Raw genomic sequence first — 16,940 nt, forward strand, 5'->3', positions numbered from 1 at the left:
CCCGGAACGGCCCTCACACACCCGAAAACCCCTACGTCAAAGGAGAACAGGTCGTGCCTCACAAGGTTAACGGCAAGGTCCGGGCGGGAGGTGCGGAGCTCGTTGCGCAGGCCTGCGCTGGCGACCGCGCCGCATTCGCTGCCCTCTACGCCCAGCACTACGACGACGTGTTCGGCTTCCTCTACAACCGGACCCGCGGTGACCGGCCTCTGGCGGAGGACCTCACGCAGGACGTGTTCCTGCGGGCCCTTCGCCGCTTGGGGACCTTCAACTCCCCCCGCTCCAGCGGCTTCGCTGGCTGGCTGATGGTCATCGCCAGGAACATCTACCTGGACCACGTGAAGCTGGCCCGCACGCGGCTGGAGGTCACGGTCGCGGAGATGGCCGACGGCGACGAGCGGGACCGCTCCGCCGAGTCCTCCGCCCTGCGGGAGCTGGACATCGCCGAGGCGGCCGAGACCGTGGAGGCCGCGCTGGCGGCGCTCACCCCGTACCAGCGGGAGTGCGTGCGGCTGCGGTTCCTCGAGGACCTGTCGGTGCCGCAGACGGCCGCCCGGCTGGGCAAGGGCATCGGCGCCACGAAGACCGTCCAGTTCCGCGCGCTCCAGCAGATGCGCAGCAGCCTCACCGCCAAGGCGGTGGCGGCATGACGGAGCAGATCAAATTCGGCTCGCTGGCACCCGCGTTGGCGTTCGTCGCCCGCCTCGCCGAGCTGCACCCGGGCCTCACGGCGCCGTCCCTGACCTTCAGCGGCATCTTCCCGAACCGGGTGAGCCTCTGCATGGACAGCGCCTCCGAGATCGAGGCGTGGCGCGAGGCGCTGCACGTCCCCGCCGAGGACCTCGCCTTCAGCGTCGGCGCCAACGGCCAGATGCGGATCGGTTTCGACGCCGAGGTCAAGGGCGTCGAGTTCCACGCCTTCGCCCGCTTCGCCACCGAGACGGAAGAGGCAGCCGCATGAACAAGAACCTTCCCCACGCCGTCCGCGTGATCCGGGCGGCCCTGGCCTCCAGCGGCAGCGACCCGGCCACCGCCATCGCCCACACCCTCAACGACGCCCGCCTCCTGGTCGACCCGGAGCGCTTCGGCCGCGTGCTGCACCGCACGCCCGCCGGCGGATGGTCCGACCGGCAGCAGCCGGCGGCCACAGAGCTCACGGACCTGGAGCAGCAGGCCCTCGCCTGGGACCAGTCGTGCGCCCGGGCCGAGGGAGTCGCGGCCGCCATCAAGAAGCAGATCGGCGAGCACCCCGAGTTTCAGAACGTGCAGGTCGACCAGGACCGAGTGCTCGTGGCACTGCACATCACGGATCAGGCCCAGTGGGTGCAGTGGCGTGCCTGGTTCGGCATCACGCACGACAAGGAACAGCCGCTCCCGTACGCGATCGCCGGGGATGGCTACCGGGACGGTGTCCGCGTGTCGGTCGTGGCGTACGACCTGCCGCAGGCGCGGACCCGTGCGGTCCAGTCCGCGAAGCGTCCGTTCGTTCTGGACGGCGACGTGTACGACCTGTCCGTGCCGCAGCAGGACTCCCGCGGTGGCGTCTGGTTCTTCCAGGGTGCGCGTAAGGGCGATGGCATGCCGTTGCTGTCGATTGACGGCCGGTCTGAGCGCTGCTCGCTCGCGGGCATCGTGGCTCAGTTCGGCCCGTTGACGGCCGTCACGGACTCGACGACGCCCGTCACCGCGCCGCAGGGCGGTGAGCGCGCATGAGGACTCGGGTCGATCACCTCAGTGTCGCCGCCCGTTGCCGGGCCAACCCTGGCCAATGGCAGGAGGTTGGCGAGTACAACTCCGCGCAGTCCGCAAGCGGCATGGTGTGGGCCATCCACAACGCCCGCGCCTGGTCCACCGCCGCCCAGGCCGTGTCCCCCTATGCCCCGGCCGGAGCATTCGAGGCCACCCGTGAGCTGACCGAGTTCGGCGCCCGCGTGAAGGCCCGCTACGTGGGCTCGACCAACGAGGCCTGGAACGACGCCTTGGCCGCGCTGACGGCCGCGCCGACGACCCGCCGCGAGTACCTCCTCGCTGCGGTGACGGAGTACGGCGGCGAGGTCACCACCCAGGTCGCCGAGGAGCTGATGGCGGACTCGCCGTGGCCCACCGCCGGCCGGAACACCCTCCGCAAGGACCTCCGCGGCCTGGCCCGCGACGGTCGACTCACCGCCCAGGACCGCGCCCAGGACGGCCGACGCGTCTACCGCTCCACGGCCCTCGTGAAGGAGACCACCCGATGATCTCGAAGCTCGCCATGCTGGCGAAAAAGACGATCGAGGCCGCCTGGCTGAACGGGTCGTCTTACGACCTGGCGACGCAGGCCGCCGAGGCGCTGGAGTCCGCGCAGCTGCTCCAGTCCCCGGACTCCGAGGTGATCATTTACCGGGCGGCTTGGGACACGGTCCCGCTCGGCTGGTACACGACGCCCACCGAGGCCCGCAAGCACTGCAAGGCGCACGCCCGCCGCGACCTGCCCACCGCGTCCTTCGACTGGATCGAGGACGAGGAGGACGGCGTCGCCGAGCTCGTCGCCACGGTCCACGGGGTGGAGAGCCCGACCGGCTACACCGTGACCACCCTGGAGATCGCCTCCAAGTACGACCCGGAGGCCGACGAATGAGCGCCTACAGCCGCGCCTACCAGGCGCTCACCAGCGGCCGCCCCCTGCGACCCGACGAGGCCGCGCAGCTGCTCGCCGAACTCCGCAAGGAGCACGGCGACGAGCTGGCGGACGCCCTCGGCAAGCACGCCACGGAGCAGTACCGGCCGAAGCCGACAGACAGCAAGGCCGACGACCGCCGCAAGCGCCGCGCGTACGGCGCCGTGATGCGCGCCGCCAACCTCGCCCGCGAGATCGCGGCCTCCCCCTTTCGAGCCACCGTTCCGCCGCAGGGCGACACCACCAACCGGAGCACGTCATGACGACCTTCACCTTCGCCCCGGCGACCCGCGAGACCGCCAAGGCCCGCATCGCCCTCCAGGGACCCGGCGGTAGCGGCAAGACCAAGACCGCCCTCCGCATGGCCGAGCGTCTCGCGGACGGCGGCGAAATCGGCGTCATCGATACCGAGCGTGGCTCCGCGAAGAAGTACGCCGTCGTCCCCGGCCGGCCCGACCTCGGCGGGCACGAGTTCGGTCACATGCCCATGGCGTTCTGCTCGCCTGAGAACCTCATCGCCGCGGTCAAGGCCGCCGAGGAGGCCCGGCTCGCCGTTCTCATCGTCGACAGCTGGTCCCACTTCTGGGCGGGCAAGGGCGGTCTCCTCGCCCGTGTCGAGGAAGAGTCCCAGAAGTCCTCGAACAGGGGCGGGAAGTTCACCGCCTGGGCGCCGGTCAACGACCTCGAACAGGACATGCTCGACGCGCTGCTGAACTTCCCCGGGCACGTCATCGTCACCATGCGGACGAAGAACGACTACGAGATGGAAGGGAAGAAGGTCACGAAGGTCGGCGTCAAGACCGTCCAGCGTGAGGGCGCTGAGTACGAGTTCGACGTCGTGATCGACATGATCGCGGGCACCGGCACCGTCACGAAGACCCGCTACGAGCCGCTGTACGACGTCAGCGTGCACCACCCCGGTGAGGACTTCGCCGAGGTGATCCTGGAGCAGCTCGGCCAGGGCGTCGACCCCGTGCAGGTCATCGTGGACGAACTGGTCGCCGACGGCCTGACGTATGACCGAGCCCTGGAGCTGCACGGGCAGGCCAACAACCGCCGCCTCCTCGGCGCCGATCTGCTGCACCCGAAGACCGGGGAGCCCGCCAAGCTCGGGGACGTCATCAAGGAGTACGGCCAGGCCGTCAAGCCCGTCGCGACGGGCGTCACGGCCCCGTCACCCCAGGGTGCCGGGCAGGGCGAAGGGGAGTACACCGGGCCGTCGGCGCACTCGCTGTCCGATGCCGAGGCGTCCGCTCCGGCTGTCCGCCAGGCGCCGCCGGAGCCGGACCAGGGCCCGACGCCCGTCACGGCCCCGCAGATGCGGATGATGCACGCCTGCTTCACGAAGGTTGGCCTCGGTCAGAAGGACTCGCGCGCCGAGCGTCTCCGCGCCACCTCGCTGATCATCGGCCGCCAGATCGGCTCGGCGAACGAGCTGACGAAGGACGAGGCCCAGACCCTCCTCGACACGCTCACGAACTACGGCGAGCGCGGGGACACCGCGGCTGCCGACTTCACCGAGATGGTCCGGGGCCTGGAGAACGAAGCCCTCACGTCCGCCTGATTCACCACTGACCGCGGGCCCGCCCCGACTTCCCCTCTGCTGGGCGGGCCCGCACCCCCAGAAAGGAGGTGCACCACAGTGGTGAACCCCACCCACGAGCAGGCCGACGCGGTCGACGCGTACGGCGATGGGCTGGACCTGGTCCTCCAGGCCGGCGCGGGCTGCGGCAAGTCCTCGACGCTCAAGATGATCGCGAAGAGCGATCGGCGGCGCCGGATGACGTACGTCGCCTACAACGCGTCCATCGCGGCCGACGCCCGCCGCAGCTTCCCGTCCAACTGCATGGCCAAGACCGGTCACGGCCTCGCCTTCGACCCGAAGTACGGCGCCCGCCTCAGGCGGCCCCGCCAGACGGCGCACCAGGCCGCGCAGGCCCTCGACGTCCGCTCGATCCTCGGCATCATCGGCGCCACACCGTCGATCCGCACGGACCTCGGCCACCCGAAGGCCATGACGTCCAAGATCATCATGCGGATGGCGCTGGACACCGTCACCCGCTTCTGCCACAGCGCGGATGACGAGATCACCGCCCGGCACATGCAGCGCTACGACGGCCTGACCAAGAAGCAGGCCCGCGCCGAGCTGGAGAAGCTCGTCCTGCCGGTCGCCCGCGCCGCCTGGGAGGACCTGAAGCAGGACGACTCCGTCCTCAACCTCAACCACGACCACTACCTGAAGATGTGGGCCCTCTCCCGGCCGACCATCCCGACGGACGTGGTCCTGCTCGACGAGGCACAGGACACCAACGACGTCCTCTCCGCCGTCCTCCTCGCCCAGGAGCACGCGCAACGCATCGCCGTCGGCGACTCCGCCCAGCAGATCTACAGCTGGCGCGGCGCCAACGACGCCCTGCAGAAGTTCCTCCGCGAACTTGGCTGTCCCGAACTCACGCTCAGTCAGTCGTTCCGGTTCGGCCCGGCAATCGCCACCCGGGCCAACATCTGGCTCCGGCTCATCGACGCGCCGCTCCGCCTCACCGGCTGGGAGGCCGCCGAGTCCACCGTCGGCCCGCTCGACTCACCGGACGCCATCCTGTGCCGCACGAACGCAGGCGCCATGGGCATCGTCATGGAGGGCCTGGCCGCCGGTCGGAAGGTCGCCCTCGTCGGCGGCGGCGGGGACATCAAGAACCTGGCCTGGGCCGCCGAGGCTCTCCAGGGCGGCCGCCCCACCGACCACCCCGAGCTGTGCGGCTTCGCCTCCTGGGACGACGTCCGCCAGTACGCCGCCGAAGAGGACGGCTCCCTCGAGGTCCTGGTGAAGCTCATCGATGAGCACGGCCCGGACCGCATCGTCGCCGCCGCCGACGGACTGTGCTCCGAGGCACAGGCCGAGCTAGTGGTGTCGACCGCTCACCGGTCGAAGGGCCGCGAGTGGTCGGCCGTCCGCATCCACGCGGACTTTCGGGCGCCCAAGCCCGACCAGGACACCGGTCTGGTGATCCTGCCGCGCGAGGAGGCCCGCCTGGCGTACGTGGCGGTGACCCGGGCGCGCGAGCAGCTCGATGACACCGCCCTGGCCTGGGTGCACGACGTCACGGCGGTGAGCGAATGAAGCACCCCACCACCGCCGTCCGCGGTGTCCCCGTAGGGCGTCACCGCGACTGGATGCCCGTCACGACGCTGGCTGTACCCACCGTGTGGCTGGCCACAGCCGACGGCATCGTCTGTCTCGACCTGGTCGCCGTCGAGCTCGCGGTGAACAACCTCCGCCGGGGCTGGACTCTCACCTCGCACGAGGCCGCCTTCGCAGCGGACTTCATGTTCCAGCGGGGCGTGCAGTACTCCGTGATCGCCCACCGGATCGGGGTGAGCGGAGACACCCTGCGCCGTTGGTTCCCGACCGACGACACGCCCCTGAACGACGCCCTCACCCGGATTCGGAGCCGGCACGAAGCACAGCGGCTGGCGGCCGCGAACCCGAACAGGCGCCGCGCCCGGTGCGGCACGTACGCGGGCGCCCAGCGGCACAAGAAGCGGAAAGAGCCGATGTGCGGGCCGTGCCGGGAGGCCAAGCGGGCCGCGGACCGCCATTACCGGGAGCACGGCACGTATGTCGGCGCTCCGGAGATCGCCGCATGACGCCCGTCGATGACGCCCGTCGCCCGCCCGTCACCAGCACATCTTCGCCTGATCAACACCGCCCGTACGGAGGTCCCGTCATGGATCGAGCGTGGGAGCTGAAGGCCGCCTGCCGGAACGTCGACCCGGACGTCTTCTTCTCGAAGAGAACGGTCGGTCTCGCTAAGCAGACCTGTCGGGGATGCCCGGTCCAGATGGACTGCTTGGAGGCCGCCCTCGTCCGTGAGGCCGGAGTGGCGAAGGCGTTCCGGATCGGCCTCGTCGCGAACACCACCGGCTCGCAGCGGTGGGCGATCGAGCAGCAGCGGAAGGCCGCCGCGGGCGGCGCGAAGCCCCGGCCGAAGCCGAAACCGAGGAAGAAGCCGGCCGGACGGCCCCGAGGGTCTGCCCCGCTGTGCGGGACGCCTGCTGCGTACCAGCGGCACCTGCGGCTGAAGGAGCCGATCGACCAGGCGTGCAGGGAAGCGAACGCGGCCGCCCGACGCCAGTACCGGCGCACAGGCTCCACGAAGGTCGCCGCGACCTGAGCACCGGTGGCCCGGCGGATGAGAGCGGCCGCCGGGCCACCGGCCACCACCCCACTGACTGGAAGAGGAGCGCGTGAGCACTGAGGCTGTGACCTGGGCGATGGACGACGCCCCGATGCTGCGGACCGACACGGGACGGCCCGACAGCACGGCGCGGCACGTCCTCCAGGTCCTGGCCGAGCACGCGCGCCCCGACGGCTCCAACAGCCACCCGTCGATCCTGCGGATCCAGTACCGGACCGGCTACGACGAGCGGACCGTACAGCGGGCCCTTCGCCGCCTGGAGGCCGGCGGACTCATCAAGCAGCAGGGCACGGTGCAGGGCCGCAAGAAGTGGCGCCTCCAGATGCAAATGCAGCGGCCGGAGTTCGACTGGGCGGAGCTGGAGGCCGAGGCCGAGGATGCGAAGAAGCAGGCTGCGGAGCGTCAGAGGCGGGCCCGGCAGAAGCGTGTCACGCAGTCAGAAGCCGTGACTGTCACGCACGGAGAGTCCGTGACAGTCACGCACTCAGACGACGTGACAGAGGAGGGCGTCACGCACTCAGAGTCCGTGAGTCACGCACTCTCAATGCGTGATGTCACGCACTCTGCGTCCGAACGTCACGCACTCAGTGCCCCCCTAACCGTCATTAACCACCAGGGGAACCACCAAGAACCTCTCGCGGAGCCCGCCGAAGCCTCCGGTGCCGCCGCCACACCCACCCCCGGTGACACAGGAGACGCACCAGACGAGGTCCTCGAGGGAGAGCCCGTCGACGAAGCCGACGCCGCCGACCCCGAAACCCCGATCACCGCGCAGACCATCGTCGGCGAGTGGCTGGAGCGCTGCACCGCCCGCCCGCCCTCCGTTGTCATCGGCCAGATGGCCAAGCAGATCCGCGTGCTCCTCGATGAAGACCGCATCCACCCCGACCACATCCGCCGCGGTATCGCCCACTGGATGCGCAAGGGCCTCCACCCCTCGACGCTCCCCAGCGTCGTCAACGAGGTCATGAACACCGCAGGCGCCCAGCCCGGCCAGCAGCCACCCGCCGGCCAGTCCGTCTTCGACCGCGCCCGGGCCCGCGCAGCCGCCCGTGCCGCATCACGCCAGGAAGGAGCAGCCCCGTGACCGAAGAAGAAGCCGTGCAGATCGCCGAGTACGTCCAGGCCGCCTGCCCCGCCCAGAAATTCGGCGAGTACACCCCCGACGTCTGGGGCGAGATCCTCGCGCCGTACGACGTCGACGAAGCCCGCGCGGCCGTCATCGCCGTCGCCCGCCGCCAGCCCTTCGTCTCCCCGGCCGAGATCGTCACCGAGATCCGCGAGCGCCGAGCCGAACGCATCGAGCAGGCGAACATCGTCATCGACGGCGACCCGACCCACACCGGCGCCGAGTCCGCCGCCGCCCTCCGCGAGATCATCCGAGCCGCTGGAGACGGCCTCCTGGGCCCCGCCAGCATCCGGGCCTCCCTCGGGACCGCCGAACGGCCCGCGCTGCCCCCAGGCGCCGATCATGGCCCATACGCAGGCCGCGCAGCCGCCGTCCGGGCCGCCATCGGCAAGATGCCCGCCGACCGCGACCCCACCGTCGACCCCCGCGGCCGCGCCTGCCGCCGCTGCGGAGCCGCCCCCGGCAGCAGCTGCACCACCGGCGACCGCCGACGCCGCGACGTCCACCCCATCCGCCTCGAAGACACCCAGCGCGCCGCCGCCGGCCTGCCCCTCCTCGACCAGGACGCCGCCGAGGCCCGCATCAAGGCCGCAGCCGCTGCCGCCCTGGCCCGCAGCGACGACCAGGAGCAGGAGGCCGAGACGTCATGAACCAGCCGCCCCGCCCACGGCCGCCCTACCGGTTCCCGCAGATGGCCGTGCAGTGCCGCTGGTGCCGAGCCCACGTCGGCGAGCTGTGCACCAACCACCGCGGCACCAAGGCCCGCCGCGCGGACACGCACGACACCCGCCTCACCGACTGGGACAGGGTCATGTCAACCCGGTGCCCTGAGCGGATCTGCCAAGCCACCCCCGGCCAGCCCTGCACCCTCACCCCCGACGTCCACACCGCCCGCATCACCGCGGCCCTCACCCCCACCACCACGCCATGAAGCGACTCGTCCCATGCCGAGACTGCCGCCGCCCCGTCCTCTGGACGATCACCGAAGCCGGGAAACGCCTCGCCGTCGACCCCGAACCCGACGAGGCCGGGAACACCGCCGTCTGGCGCGACGGAACCGGCGCCTGGCGCTCCCGACGCCCCTCCGCCGAGCTCCCCCTCTGCGGCTGGGAGCGCCTGCACATGCCGCACGTCGCCACCTGCCCCACCCACGCCCAGCAGCTCGCCCTCCCCGCCGGCGTGACCAGCCTCGCCGCTCATCGTCGAAAGAGACGACCCCGATGAAGTGCCGCTACTGCCCTCGCACCCTCCGGACGAAGGAGTCCCGCGACCGCGGATACGGCCTCGTGTGCGGCCGGAAGCTCGGCCTCATCCCCCCGCCGACGCCCCGTCACAGCCGCCCGACAGGACCCGTCACGGCCGTCACGACGCCCGGCACCCACCCCGACCAGACCAGCCTCCCCATCCAGCTCACCCTCCCGAAGGAGCCGGACCAGTGACCGGACCCCAGCACTACCGCGAAGCGGAGCGCCTCCTCTCCGAAGCCAGCTTCGAGAGCATCACCGGCAGACCCGTCACTCGCCAGGGCCTCCCCAGGCGGCCCGAGGAGCGCGACGCCCTCATCGCCCGGGCCCACGTCCACGCTCAGCTCGCCGCCGTCGCCGCCCGCGTCTCCGTTCAGCCCCTGGCGGGTGACCCCGAAAGTCGCGGGTTCGGCGAGGAGGACTGGGACGAGTGGCAAAACGCCTTCCACTCGCCCACCAAGCCCATCACCACCGAGGAGAACTGACCATGTCCCTGCCCGCCATGACCGGCGTCGGACGACTCACCGGCGACCCCGAACTCCGCTTCACCCAGGCCGGGAAGGCCGTCGCGTCCATCCCTCTCGCCTTCAACAGCCGCCGCCTCAACCCCCAGACCCAGCAGTGGGAAGACGGCGACGTCTTCTACATCCGCGGCACCGTCTGGGAACGCCTCGCCGAGAACGCCACCGAGACCCTGTCCAAGGGCATGGAAGTCCTCGTCTCCGGCGACCTGCGCACCGAACGGTGGGAGAAGGACGGTCAGAAGCACGAGCGGCCGGCCCTCCTCATCCGCTCCATCGCGCCCAACCTCGCCTTCGCCGTCGCGCAGGTCTCCAAGGACGCGGCGAGCCAGCAGAACGGCCAAGGCGGACAGCAGCGGCCCCCGCAGAACCAGCAGCGCAGCCAGGGCCAGACCCAGCGCCGCTCCGGACCGCCCCAGGACGACGACCCCTGGGCCGTCGACAAGGCCAAGGGCTACAGCGACGAACCCCCGTTCTAATGCGCGTCCTCGCCGCCGTGCTCCTCGCCGCAGCACTCCTCACCGGATGCAGCGACACACAGCGCCTGCCCACACCGGCACCGCAAGCACCACCCACGCCCCCGGCCGAAGGGACCTGACATGGCCCTCGTCGTACGGCTACCAGGCGCTGACGACCTCGCCGAGATCGTCGAAGCACTCGTAGCGGCGGCCGACGCCAAGGAAGCCGACGCCCCCGAACTGGCGCTCCGCTGGCGCTGGCTCGCCGACGACATCGGCGACGCACTCGACGCCCTCCCCGCACCACAGCAGTAACCCACCACCGGACAAGGGGCCCCACGAAGGGACCCGCCCCCGACACCACGGAGGCACCCCATGTCCATGCCACGCTGGCTCCGAAGGAACCAGGAACCGGAACCGGTTCGCCCCACCCTCGCGCGCCTGTCCAGCGCCCCCACCACGCCGATCGGCGACCCGCTCACGGTCCTGGCGCAGGCCCTGACCGATGCGCAGGAGGAAGCCGCGCGGTGGAAGCGCCACGCGGACACCTTCGACGACGAGCGCGACACCGCGGTGACGGCCTTCAACGCGAAGGTCCTCGAGGCGGAGGACGCCCGGCGCGAGCGTGACGGCGCGTACCGCGAGCGTGCGCAGCTCCTCGCCTGGCTCGCCGCGCTGCACCCGTCATCGGCCGTAATTACCCCGGCGTCCGACGTCGACGAGGACGGCTGGCACCTGCTGTACCTCGTGGCCGGCGGCTGGCAGATGTCCTGGCACATCGCCCCGCGCGACGTCTCCCTGTTCCGGCACGTGGAGCTGGTGGAGCCGTCGGACCCGCGTGCTCGCTGGGACGGCCACGGTACGGAGCAGAAGTACCAGCGGATCCGGCAGCACGTCCGGCTCCTGGCGCTCGAGGACGTCCCGCTGACGGGCGTCATGACGGAGTTGGAGGCGCACAGTGCCTAAGCCCCGCCTCTTCCACCTCCAGCGCGACCACGACGTGTCCGGCGTGTCCGGCACCGGCCGGGTAGCCGACGGCGTGCTGTGGCCCGACGGCACCGTCGCCATCCGGTGGCGTGGCGACCGTCCGTCGACCGTGCACTGGGACCGCCTGGTCGACGCCGAGCACGTCCATGGCCACCAGGGCGCCACCCGCATCGTCTGGGCCGACGAACGGCCCACGCCCGAGCACGACGCCGTCCTCGTCGACCAGCACGGCCAGCTCTGGGGCGAGTACCAGACCAGCCCGCCCTCCCACGGCGACGCGATCCTCCGCCTCGTCTGGGAGGTCGCCGAGTGCAGCTCCAAGCGGGAGCTCGAAGACCGGGGCGTCGAGTTCCGCCTCATCGGCTGGAGCCAGTAGCCGCGTTGGCCGGCCGCCCGCGCCCGAATCGCGGGCGGCCGCTTCCCCGATCACAGCACACCAACCTGGAGTAGACCCGCGTGAACATCGCCTTCGTGGACTGCGAGACCACCCACCTCGACGCCGAGATCGGCGAGGCCTGGGAGGTCGCCGTCATCCTGCGCGAGCAGGACGGCCAGGAGACCACCGACACCGAGTACGTCTGGCAGATCCGCCCCGACCTGATCAGCTTCGACCCCGAAGCACTGCGCATCGGCCGGTTCGAGGAGCGCTTCGCGGTCCCGCCGCACGCCGAGGCCGCGTTCACCGCCCACGAGAGCGGGCACGTCACGCCGATGACCCGGGACGAGGCCGTCACCGCCATCACGAACGTCCTCTCCGGCGCCCTCCTCGTCGGCTCCAACCCGGGCTTCGACGAACGGCACCTGCGCAAGCTCCTCGGCCCCGGCGCCGCCCAGTGGCACTACCGGCCGTACGACATCGTCCAGCTCGCCGCCGTGAAGCTCGGCGTGTACGCGGCCGGCCCGCTCCCGTGGCGATCGCACGTCCTGTCCCGCGCGGTCGGAGTCGAGCCGCCCAGCGAGGACGCCGCGCACACCGCGCTCGGGGACGCACGGTGGGCCCGCGACGTGTTCGACGCCGTCATGACGACCCAGGAGACGTTCCCGCTGTCGTGGGAAGGCCGCGCGAAGCACGCGATCGGCCTGTACACCCGGACCGTCATCGAGCTGGAGGACGCCCGGCGCGACTTCCGCAGGGCTCAGGCGTCCGTCGAGCGGGCCCGCAAGCTGGCCTCCCAATGGGGTGTCCTGCGCGCCTACGGTGGTGCCGCCACCGAGTTGCGCGCCGCCCTCGACGACCCGTCACAGCCCGTCAACGCGGGCGAGTTCGACACCGCGCCCGTGCCGCGCACCGAGATGCAGCGCTGGCAGGACATTGCCGCTGCCCTGAACGCCGCTCACACCGCCGGAATGCCGGTCGGCATCGACCTCGACGGCACCCTCACCGACCACAACGCCTGGTCGGTCGTCTGGGACCCGACCGCCGAGCGGTGGACGGTCGCCGGGTATGAGGACGACGACGAGACCCCGTGCACCTGCACCGTCGGCGAGGCCTGCGACCAGTGCGCCGACGGCGACGGCCTGGACGACGAGGACGAGGAGTCCGGCGACGCGGACGGCGACGTCTTCGAGCTGATCTCCGAGATCGCCAGCCGCCTCCGCGACGCCACCGACAGCGGCGAATACCACGCGGTCGGCCTGATCTACGACCTGGCCAACGGCCGCACGACCATCGCCGACGCCCGCGCCGAACTCGCCGAGATCACCTTCCGCCACATCTGACCCGGCCCGGCCGCCCGCGCAGCAACCGCGGGCGGCCGGCACCCACCATCCCACCAGGAGCAGCACATGTCCGACCGTCCCGCAGCCCTCGACGGCCTCCTCGACCACATCGCCGCGACCATCCCCGACCTCCCCGACGAGGAAGCCGCCACCGCCAAGGCCCGCGCCGCCATGGCCCCACTGGAGAAGCAGCTCCGCGCCGCGAAGGCCCAGGAGCGGGCCGAACTCCGCGGCGCCACCCTCGCCAGCGCCTCCGAGCACCTCCGCACCACCCTGTTCCACAAGGTCTACGACGACGCCGGCCAACGCACCGCCGAAGGCGTCGCCCGCGCAGCCGACGAACTCCTCCGCCTGGTCGCCGACCCCAACGTCCCCACCGCAACCTGGCCCTCCCAGCGCGCCCTCGACGAAGCCACCCGCGACGTCCCGATCGCCATCTCCCTCGTCTACGCCGTACGTGGTCGGCCCGAAATCGACGACGAGTACAACGAGACGCGCACCATCGCCCCGACCGAGATCACGCTCACCTACCGGTCCACGCCGGACAGCCAACTCGGACGCGTCCACGCGTACGTCAAGGGCTGGTGGATGTTGGACGGCGCACGCGTCCACGCGGAGGCAGTCGGCCGGCACTTCACCGGCGACCTTGACCGTTGGCCGAAGTGGCTCGCGGCCGAGGCCCGCCTCCACGACCCGGGCCAGCCGTCATGACGGGCGTCGTCGCGTACACGGTCATGGTCGTTGCCATCGCAGCCCTGCTCTGCGGCCACCACGGCGAAGACTTCCCGCCCGTCCTCCGCACCCTCCGCCGCTACACCCCGGGCCCGTCCTGGGCACGCAGCCGCCTCGCCGCCCGCCGCATCGCCCGCGCCACCCGCGACTGCGAGGAAGCCGCGTGATCGGCCACATCCTCGGCGGCGCAATCGCCGGCGCCTGCCTCATCTCCGCTGCCCTGCTCGGCCTCGGCCGGGCAGGGCGCGCCCTCCACAACCTCACCCGGAGGAAGCCGTGACCTACATCCTCATCGCGCTCCTGGCCCTCGCCGTCGGCTGGTGCTGGGGCCACTCCACCGCCCGCATCCGCCACGTCCCCGTCGGCGCCACCCAGGCCCAGGACGACGCCGCGCTCTGGGCGCACGACCGGGCCCGGGCCGAGGACCTCCTGGCCCAGCTCGACCATCCCGACGTCGACAGCGACGACGGCGAGTCCCCCTTCGCCTGGCGCGAGCTGCCCAAGCCGAACACCACCCAGCACAAGGAGCAGTGACCATGCGAATCTTCTACGACACCGAGTTCCTCGAGGACGGCAAGACCATCGACCTCATCAGCATCGGCATGGTCCGCGAGGACGGCGCCGAGCTGTACGCCGTCAGCTCCGAGTTCAACCAGACCGCCGTCCGCCAACACCCCTGGCTCCGCGACAACGTCTGGCCCTCCCTGCCGGTCAAGAAGAACCGACCCGGCTTCCGCGGCATCGACACCCTGGACCTGGACCACCCCGACGTCCGGTCCCGTGCGCAGATCGCGCGCCTCGTCATGGACTTCATCCGGGCCGCCGGCCCCGACGTCCAGCTGTGGGCCTGGTACGGCGCTTACGACCACGTCGCCCTGGCACAGCTCTTCGGCCGCATGATCGGCCTGCCCGAGGGAGTACCGATGTGGACGAACGACCTCAAGCAAGAGGCCGTGCGGCTCGGCGACCCGGCGCTGCCCGAGCAACCGGACGGCCTGCACAACGCGCTCGCTGACGCCCGTCACAACCTGGTGCGCGCGCGATACCTCGACGAGATCGCGGCGCGCCGATGAGCGACAACACCGTGGCCGCGATCGTCATCATCTGCGTCACCGCGATCGTCATCGCCCGCATCTGAACCTCCACGAAACGCAAGTACCCGTCCTGAGCATGCGGAAGGGGCGCGCTCGCAGTCTCCCCAGACACAGCGCGCCCCCGGCAGTGATCACCGTAACCCAGTCACCCCAGGAGTCACGATGACCACCGCCACCACCCCGCCGCCCGTCTGCGGCGCCTGCAACCACCACCGCGACGACCACGACACCCGCAAAGCCCACTGCACCACCTGCGCGGCCGCCTGCGCGTACCGGCCGCCCCGCGCCCTCGCCTGCGGCCACTGCTACGAAGAGCTCGGCCAGGAGGTCCACCCCCACCCCGACTGCCCGGTCGGCCACCTGGACACCGTGGCCGACCGCTGGCCCGCCCTCCAAGAGCGCACCGGAACCCGCCCCGCCACCAGCTGGCCCCCGGCCATGGGCATCAGCCGGCTCATGTCCGAGGAGGAGCGCCAGGAGCTCGCCGAGGAGCGGGCCGACACCAACCCGGACGCGCCCGGGCCGCGGCCGGCACCCGTCGACGTCGGCGTCCTGGACGTCATGACGACCGTCGAGACGGGACTCGTTACGGCCGCGGACTGGCTCGCCTCCCGCATCCAGCGCGAGCCCGTCACCGCCCCGGCCGGAAAGGGCTGGGGGGACGACGCGCACAAGGCCGCCGTCCTCTTGGCCACGAAGGACGCCGCGGACCCCGCCCGGTGGCGATTCACCGGGCAGCGCACTGCTTCGACGGCCGCGGCCTGGCTCGCCGCCCGGCTGGCCGCCCAACCCGGCCCGTGCCGGCCACTCGAAGACGGCGAGCGCGGAGCCATCGTCGAGGTCGCCCGCATGGCCAGCGAACTCGTAGGCCGAGCCCTCGGGGACGCCCGCCGGGTCGAGGACGTGCCGCACCCGTGCCCGCAGCCGTGCGGCGGCCAGCTGGTCGTCGAAGGCGGGGACGGTGCACCGCCGATCGTGCGCTGCACGAGCCCAGGGTGCGGCCGCACCTGGACAGAGACGGAGGCGTCGTCGAGTGACGCCGCATGACGAGGCCCTACAGCAACAGCGGTGCGACGTCCCCGTGCCCGACCACGCCACCGGGCCCGCCCGTCTCTACCCGTGCGGCTGGCGCTGCGACACGCACGCGCCACGTCCTCGTGACGCCCGTCAGCCCGGCCCGTCGTTGAACCCGTAGCACCACCCGCGCACCACGCGGTACCGTCATGGACGGCAGATGCCCCCCGTAGGGCGTCACCCTCCAGAAACAGTGCGAGCCCCGGCCAAGACATTCCGGGTCCGGCCAGGGCTCTAACCACAGGAGAGTGACCTCCTATGGCTGAGCTGCACCCTAGTGCGCCCATTGCCACCTACGACACCCCGACCCCCCGATGGGTCTCCCTCCTCACCGACTTCGGCCGACCCGTCGTCGCCGCCTGGGTCATGATCATGTGCGCCCCTGGTGAGCACCACCTCGGCAAGCTCGCCGGATGGAACGACACCCTCGCGTGGGGCATGGCCGGAGTCCTCGCGGCCTACGCCGGCATCGCGGCCGCCGTCGCCACCAAGCGCCCCAAGGGAGCACCCGGCAAGTTCTCCGCCGTCGCCGGCGCCTGGCTCTCCCTCGCCGCGGCCATGTCCGCGCAGCCCGTCAGCCACATGTTCGTGACCGGGCACTGGACCGCTGAACCGCGCCCGCCCGTGTGGCTGGTCGTCACCGTCTCGTGCATCCCGCCGCTGGTGCTGGGACACCTGCTGCACCTCGCCGCCACGCCCGTGCGTGTGAAGGCCGTGACGCCCGTCGCCACCCAGGAGCAGCAGGAGACGGCCCCCGTCACGCCGCCGCCCGCAACCGCCGAGCAGCCCGCGAAGGCGACACCTCCCGCGGCCGCGCCCCGGCACCCGGTCGTGCCCGCAGCCGCGCAGCTCCTGCCGATCACCACCCGGCCCGTCGCCCAGGCCCCCGCCCCGTCGCACCTCGGCGCGCCAATCAAGTACGACGACCCCCGGTGCGAAGCGATCCGCCCCCTGTACGACACGGGCCTCCGCCCGGGCACCAAGGCCATGCGCGCCGCGATCATCGCCGCGGGGTTCGCCGACTGCTCCGACGGCATCATCCGCGGCACCCTCCGCGCCGAGATCGAGCGGCACGAACCGCACCTCGCGCAGCTCCCGCCCGCGCCCGTCGCGTTCAGCGCCTGATCCGC

General features: G+C 71.6%; 27 protein-coding genes. All 27 read left to right on the forward strand.

All coding sequences use genetic code 11. From position 1 onward, the window contains the following. Positions 1–53 precede the first annotated feature (53 nt). The 27 genes from OG331_RS25160 to OG331_RS25290 all read left to right on the forward strand — a co-directional run bounded on the left by OG331_RS25160 (position 54) and on the right by OG331_RS25290 (position 16,935). The gene (locus OG331_RS25160) at positions 54–650 is read left to right on the forward strand and encodes an RNA polymerase sigma factor (RefSeq protein ID WP_406200029.1); all 597 of its coding nucleotides are present in this window, start codon (positions 54–56) and stop codon (positions 648–650) included. Then, the gene (locus OG331_RS25165) at positions 647–961 is read left to right on the forward strand and encodes a hypothetical protein (protein WP_406200032.1); all 315 of its coding nucleotides are present in this window, start codon (positions 647–649) and stop codon (positions 959–961) included. Before OG331_RS25160 ends, OG331_RS25165 begins: the two co-directional genes overlap by 4 nt. Continuing rightward, positions 958–1,713, forward strand: a complete 756-nt coding sequence (locus OG331_RS25170; protein WP_406200035.1) for a BN159_2729 family protein — start codon at positions 958–960, stop codon at positions 1,711–1,713. The genes OG331_RS25165 and OG331_RS25170 overlap by 4 nt, the downstream gene beginning before the upstream one ends. After that, entirely contained in the window at positions 1,710–2,237 is a 528-nt protein-coding gene (locus tag OG331_RS25175; RefSeq protein ID WP_406200038.1) for a hypothetical protein, read from the forward strand. The genes OG331_RS25170 and OG331_RS25175 overlap by 4 nt, the downstream gene beginning before the upstream one ends. Then, entirely contained in the window at positions 2,234–2,617 is a 384-nt protein-coding gene (locus tag OG331_RS25180; RefSeq protein ID WP_406200040.1) for a hypothetical protein, read from the forward strand. Before OG331_RS25175 ends, OG331_RS25180 begins: the two co-directional genes overlap by 4 nt. Then, positions 2,614–2,919, forward strand: coding sequence for a hypothetical protein (locus OG331_RS25185; RefSeq protein ID WP_406200042.1), 306 nt, complete (start codon positions 2,614–2,616; stop codon positions 2,917–2,919). Before OG331_RS25180 ends, OG331_RS25185 begins: the two co-directional genes overlap by 4 nt. Then, the gene (locus OG331_RS25190; protein WP_406200044.1) at positions 2,916–4,220 is read left to right on the forward strand and encodes an AAA family ATPase; all 1,305 of its coding nucleotides are present in this window, start codon (positions 2,916–2,918) and stop codon (positions 4,218–4,220) included. Before OG331_RS25185 ends, OG331_RS25190 begins: the two co-directional genes overlap by 4 nt. 78 nt (positions 4,221–4,298) lie before the next feature. Continuing rightward, positions 4,299–5,774: a UvrD-helicase domain-containing protein gene (locus OG331_RS25195; RefSeq protein WP_406200047.1), complete on the forward strand. Its 1,476-nt coding sequence runs from the start codon at positions 4,299–4,301 to the stop codon at positions 5,772–5,774. Further along, positions 5,771–6,301, forward strand: a complete 531-nt coding sequence (locus tag OG331_RS25200; RefSeq protein ID WP_406200049.1) for a hypothetical protein — start codon at positions 5,771–5,773, stop codon at positions 6,299–6,301. Before OG331_RS25195 ends, OG331_RS25200 begins: the two co-directional genes overlap by 4 nt. Positions 6,302–6,381: 80 nt before the next feature. After that, on the forward strand, positions 6,382–6,828 hold the full coding sequence (locus OG331_RS25205; protein ID WP_406200051.1) for a WhiB family transcriptional regulator: 447 nt from the start codon (positions 6,382–6,384) through the stop codon (positions 6,826–6,828). 73 nt (positions 6,829–6,901) lie between these two features. Beyond that, positions 6,902–7,939: a helix-turn-helix domain-containing protein gene (locus OG331_RS25210; RefSeq protein ID WP_406200053.1), complete on the forward strand. Its 1,038-nt coding sequence runs from the start codon at positions 6,902–6,904 to the stop codon at positions 7,937–7,939. After that, on the forward strand, positions 7,936–8,631 hold the full coding sequence (locus OG331_RS25215) for a hypothetical protein (RefSeq protein WP_406200055.1): 696 nt from the start codon (positions 7,936–7,938) through the stop codon (positions 8,629–8,631). The genes OG331_RS25210 and OG331_RS25215 overlap by 4 nt, the downstream gene beginning before the upstream one ends. Further along, positions 8,628–8,912, forward strand: coding sequence for a hypothetical protein (locus OG331_RS25220; RefSeq protein ID WP_406200057.1), 285 nt, complete (start codon positions 8,628–8,630; stop codon positions 8,910–8,912). Before OG331_RS25215 ends, OG331_RS25220 begins: the two co-directional genes overlap by 4 nt. Next, the gene (locus OG331_RS25225; RefSeq protein WP_406200060.1) at positions 8,909–9,205 is read left to right on the forward strand and encodes a hypothetical protein; all 297 of its coding nucleotides are present in this window, start codon (positions 8,909–8,911) and stop codon (positions 9,203–9,205) included. The genes OG331_RS25220 and OG331_RS25225 overlap by 4 nt, the downstream gene beginning before the upstream one ends. Then, positions 9,202–9,420, forward strand: a complete 219-nt coding sequence (locus OG331_RS25230; RefSeq protein WP_406200063.1) for a DUF6011 domain-containing protein — start codon at positions 9,202–9,204, stop codon at positions 9,418–9,420. The genes OG331_RS25225 and OG331_RS25230 overlap by 4 nt, the downstream gene beginning before the upstream one ends. After that, a complete protein-coding gene (locus OG331_RS25235) occupies positions 9,417–9,710 on the forward strand; it encodes a hypothetical protein (protein ID WP_406200065.1) in 294 nt (97 codons plus the stop codon). Before OG331_RS25230 ends, OG331_RS25235 begins: the two co-directional genes overlap by 4 nt. Positions 9,711–9,712: 2 nt before the next feature. After that, on the forward strand, positions 9,713–10,225 hold the full coding sequence (gene ssb / locus OG331_RS25240) for a single-stranded DNA-binding protein (protein WP_406200067.1): 513 nt from the start codon (positions 9,713–9,715) through the stop codon (positions 10,223–10,225). 120 nt (positions 10,226–10,345) lie between these two features. Continuing rightward, positions 10,346–10,519 carry a hypothetical protein gene (locus OG331_RS25245; RefSeq protein ID WP_406200069.1) on the forward strand — a complete coding sequence of 58 codons (174 nt, stop codon included), beginning with the start codon at positions 10,346–10,348 and terminating at the stop codon, positions 10,517–10,519. Positions 10,520–10,579: 60 nt separating this feature from the next. Next, positions 10,580–11,170, forward strand: a complete 591-nt coding sequence (locus tag OG331_RS25250) for a hypothetical protein (RefSeq protein ID WP_406200071.1) — start codon at positions 10,580–10,582, stop codon at positions 11,168–11,170. After that, positions 11,163–11,567: a hypothetical protein gene (locus tag OG331_RS25255; protein ID WP_406200073.1), complete on the forward strand. Its 405-nt coding sequence runs from the start codon at positions 11,163–11,165 to the stop codon at positions 11,565–11,567. Before OG331_RS25250 ends, OG331_RS25255 begins: the two co-directional genes overlap by 8 nt. Positions 11,568–11,647: 80 nt before the next feature. Then, positions 11,648–12,910 (forward strand): hypothetical protein, encoded by a 1,263-nt coding sequence (locus OG331_RS25260; protein WP_406200076.1) that lies wholly within the window; start codon positions 11,648–11,650, stop codon positions 12,908–12,910. Positions 12,911–12,976: 66 nt separating this feature from the next. Beyond that, positions 12,977–13,621, forward strand: coding sequence for a hypothetical protein (locus tag OG331_RS25265; RefSeq protein WP_406200078.1), 645 nt, complete (start codon positions 12,977–12,979; stop codon positions 13,619–13,621). After that, entirely contained in the window at positions 13,618–13,809 is a 192-nt protein-coding gene (locus tag OG331_RS25270) for a hypothetical protein (protein ID WP_406200080.1), read from the forward strand. The genes OG331_RS25265 and OG331_RS25270 overlap by 4 nt, the downstream gene beginning before the upstream one ends. Before the next feature lie 109 nt (positions 13,810–13,918). Continuing rightward, positions 13,919–14,176, forward strand: coding sequence for a hypothetical protein (locus tag OG331_RS25275; protein ID WP_406200083.1), 258 nt, complete (start codon positions 13,919–13,921; stop codon positions 14,174–14,176). 2 nt (positions 14,177–14,178) lie between these two features. Beyond that, complete coding sequence (locus tag OG331_RS25280; protein ID WP_406200085.1) at positions 14,179–14,715, forward strand: hypothetical protein; 537 nt, start codon at positions 14,179–14,181, stop codon at positions 14,713–14,715. Positions 14,716–14,898: 183 nt separating this feature from the next. Beyond that, positions 14,899–15,783 (forward strand): hypothetical protein, encoded by an 885-nt coding sequence (locus OG331_RS25285; RefSeq protein WP_406200087.1) that lies wholly within the window; start codon positions 14,899–14,901, stop codon positions 15,781–15,783. Between the two features lie 285 nt (positions 15,784–16,068). After that, on the forward strand, positions 16,069–16,935 hold the full coding sequence (locus tag OG331_RS25290; RefSeq protein ID WP_406200090.1) for a hypothetical protein: 867 nt from the start codon (positions 16,069–16,071) through the stop codon (positions 16,933–16,935). The last annotated feature ends 5 nt before the right edge of the window (positions 16,936–16,940 follow it).

This window comes from Streptomyces sp. NBC_01017, from assembly GCF_045162795.1.
GTDB classification, from domain to species: Bacteria; Actinomycetota; Actinomycetes; order Streptomycetales; family Streptomycetaceae; genus Streptomyces; species Streptomyces machairae.

Coding starts and splice junctions, on each gene's coding strand:
- OG331_RS25165 (WP_406200032.1), top strand. CDS start 647: ATGACGGAGCAGATCAAATTCGGCTCGCTGGCACCCGCGTTGGCGTTC.
- OG331_RS25170 (WP_406200035.1), top strand. CDS start 958: ATGAACAAGAACCTTCCCCACGCCGTCCGCGTGATCCGGGCGGCCCTG.
- OG331_RS25175 (WP_406200038.1), top strand. CDS start 1,710: ATGAGGACTCGGGTCGATCACCTCAGTGTCGCCGCCCGTTGCCGGGCC.
- OG331_RS25180 (WP_406200040.1), top strand. CDS start 2,234: ATGATCTCGAAGCTCGCCATGCTGGCGAAAAAGACGATCGAGGCCGCC.
- OG331_RS25185 (WP_406200042.1), top strand. CDS start 2,614: ATGAGCGCCTACAGCCGCGCCTACCAGGCGCTCACCAGCGGCCGCCCC.
- OG331_RS25190 (WP_406200044.1), top strand. CDS start 2,916: ATGACGACCTTCACCTTCGCCCCGGCGACCCGCGAGACCGCCAAGGCC.
- OG331_RS25200 (WP_406200049.1), top strand. CDS start 5,771: ATGAAGCACCCCACCACCGCCGTCCGCGGTGTCCCCGTAGGGCGTCAC.
- OG331_RS25205 (WP_406200051.1), top strand. CDS start 6,382: ATGGATCGAGCGTGGGAGCTGAAGGCCGCCTGCCGGAACGTCGACCCG.
- OG331_RS25220 (WP_406200057.1), top strand. CDS start 8,628: ATGAACCAGCCGCCCCGCCCACGGCCGCCCTACCGGTTCCCGCAGATG.
- OG331_RS25225 (WP_406200060.1), top strand. CDS start 8,909: ATGAAGCGACTCGTCCCATGCCGAGACTGCCGCCGCCCCGTCCTCTGG.
- OG331_RS25230 (WP_406200063.1), top strand. CDS start 9,202: ATGAAGTGCCGCTACTGCCCTCGCACCCTCCGGACGAAGGAGTCCCGC.
- ssb (WP_406200067.1), top strand. CDS start 9,713: ATGTCCCTGCCCGCCATGACCGGCGTCGGACGACTCACCGGCGACCCC.
- OG331_RS25245 (WP_406200069.1), top strand. CDS start 10,346: ATGGCCCTCGTCGTACGGCTACCAGGCGCTGACGACCTCGCCGAGATC.
- OG331_RS25250 (WP_406200071.1), top strand. CDS start 10,580: ATGTCCATGCCACGCTGGCTCCGAAGGAACCAGGAACCGGAACCGGTT.
- OG331_RS25265 (WP_406200078.1), top strand. CDS start 12,977: ATGTCCGACCGTCCCGCAGCCCTCGACGGCCTCCTCGACCACATCGCC.
- OG331_RS25270 (WP_406200080.1), top strand. CDS start 13,618: ATGACGGGCGTCGTCGCGTACACGGTCATGGTCGTTGCCATCGCAGCC.
- OG331_RS25280 (WP_406200085.1), top strand. CDS start 14,179: ATGCGAATCTTCTACGACACCGAGTTCCTCGAGGACGGCAAGACCATC.
- OG331_RS25285 (WP_406200087.1), top strand. CDS start 14,899: ATGACCACCGCCACCACCCCGCCGCCCGTCTGCGGCGCCTGCAACCAC.
- OG331_RS25290 (WP_406200090.1), top strand. CDS start 16,069: ATGGCTGAGCTGCACCCTAGTGCGCCCATTGCCACCTACGACACCCCG.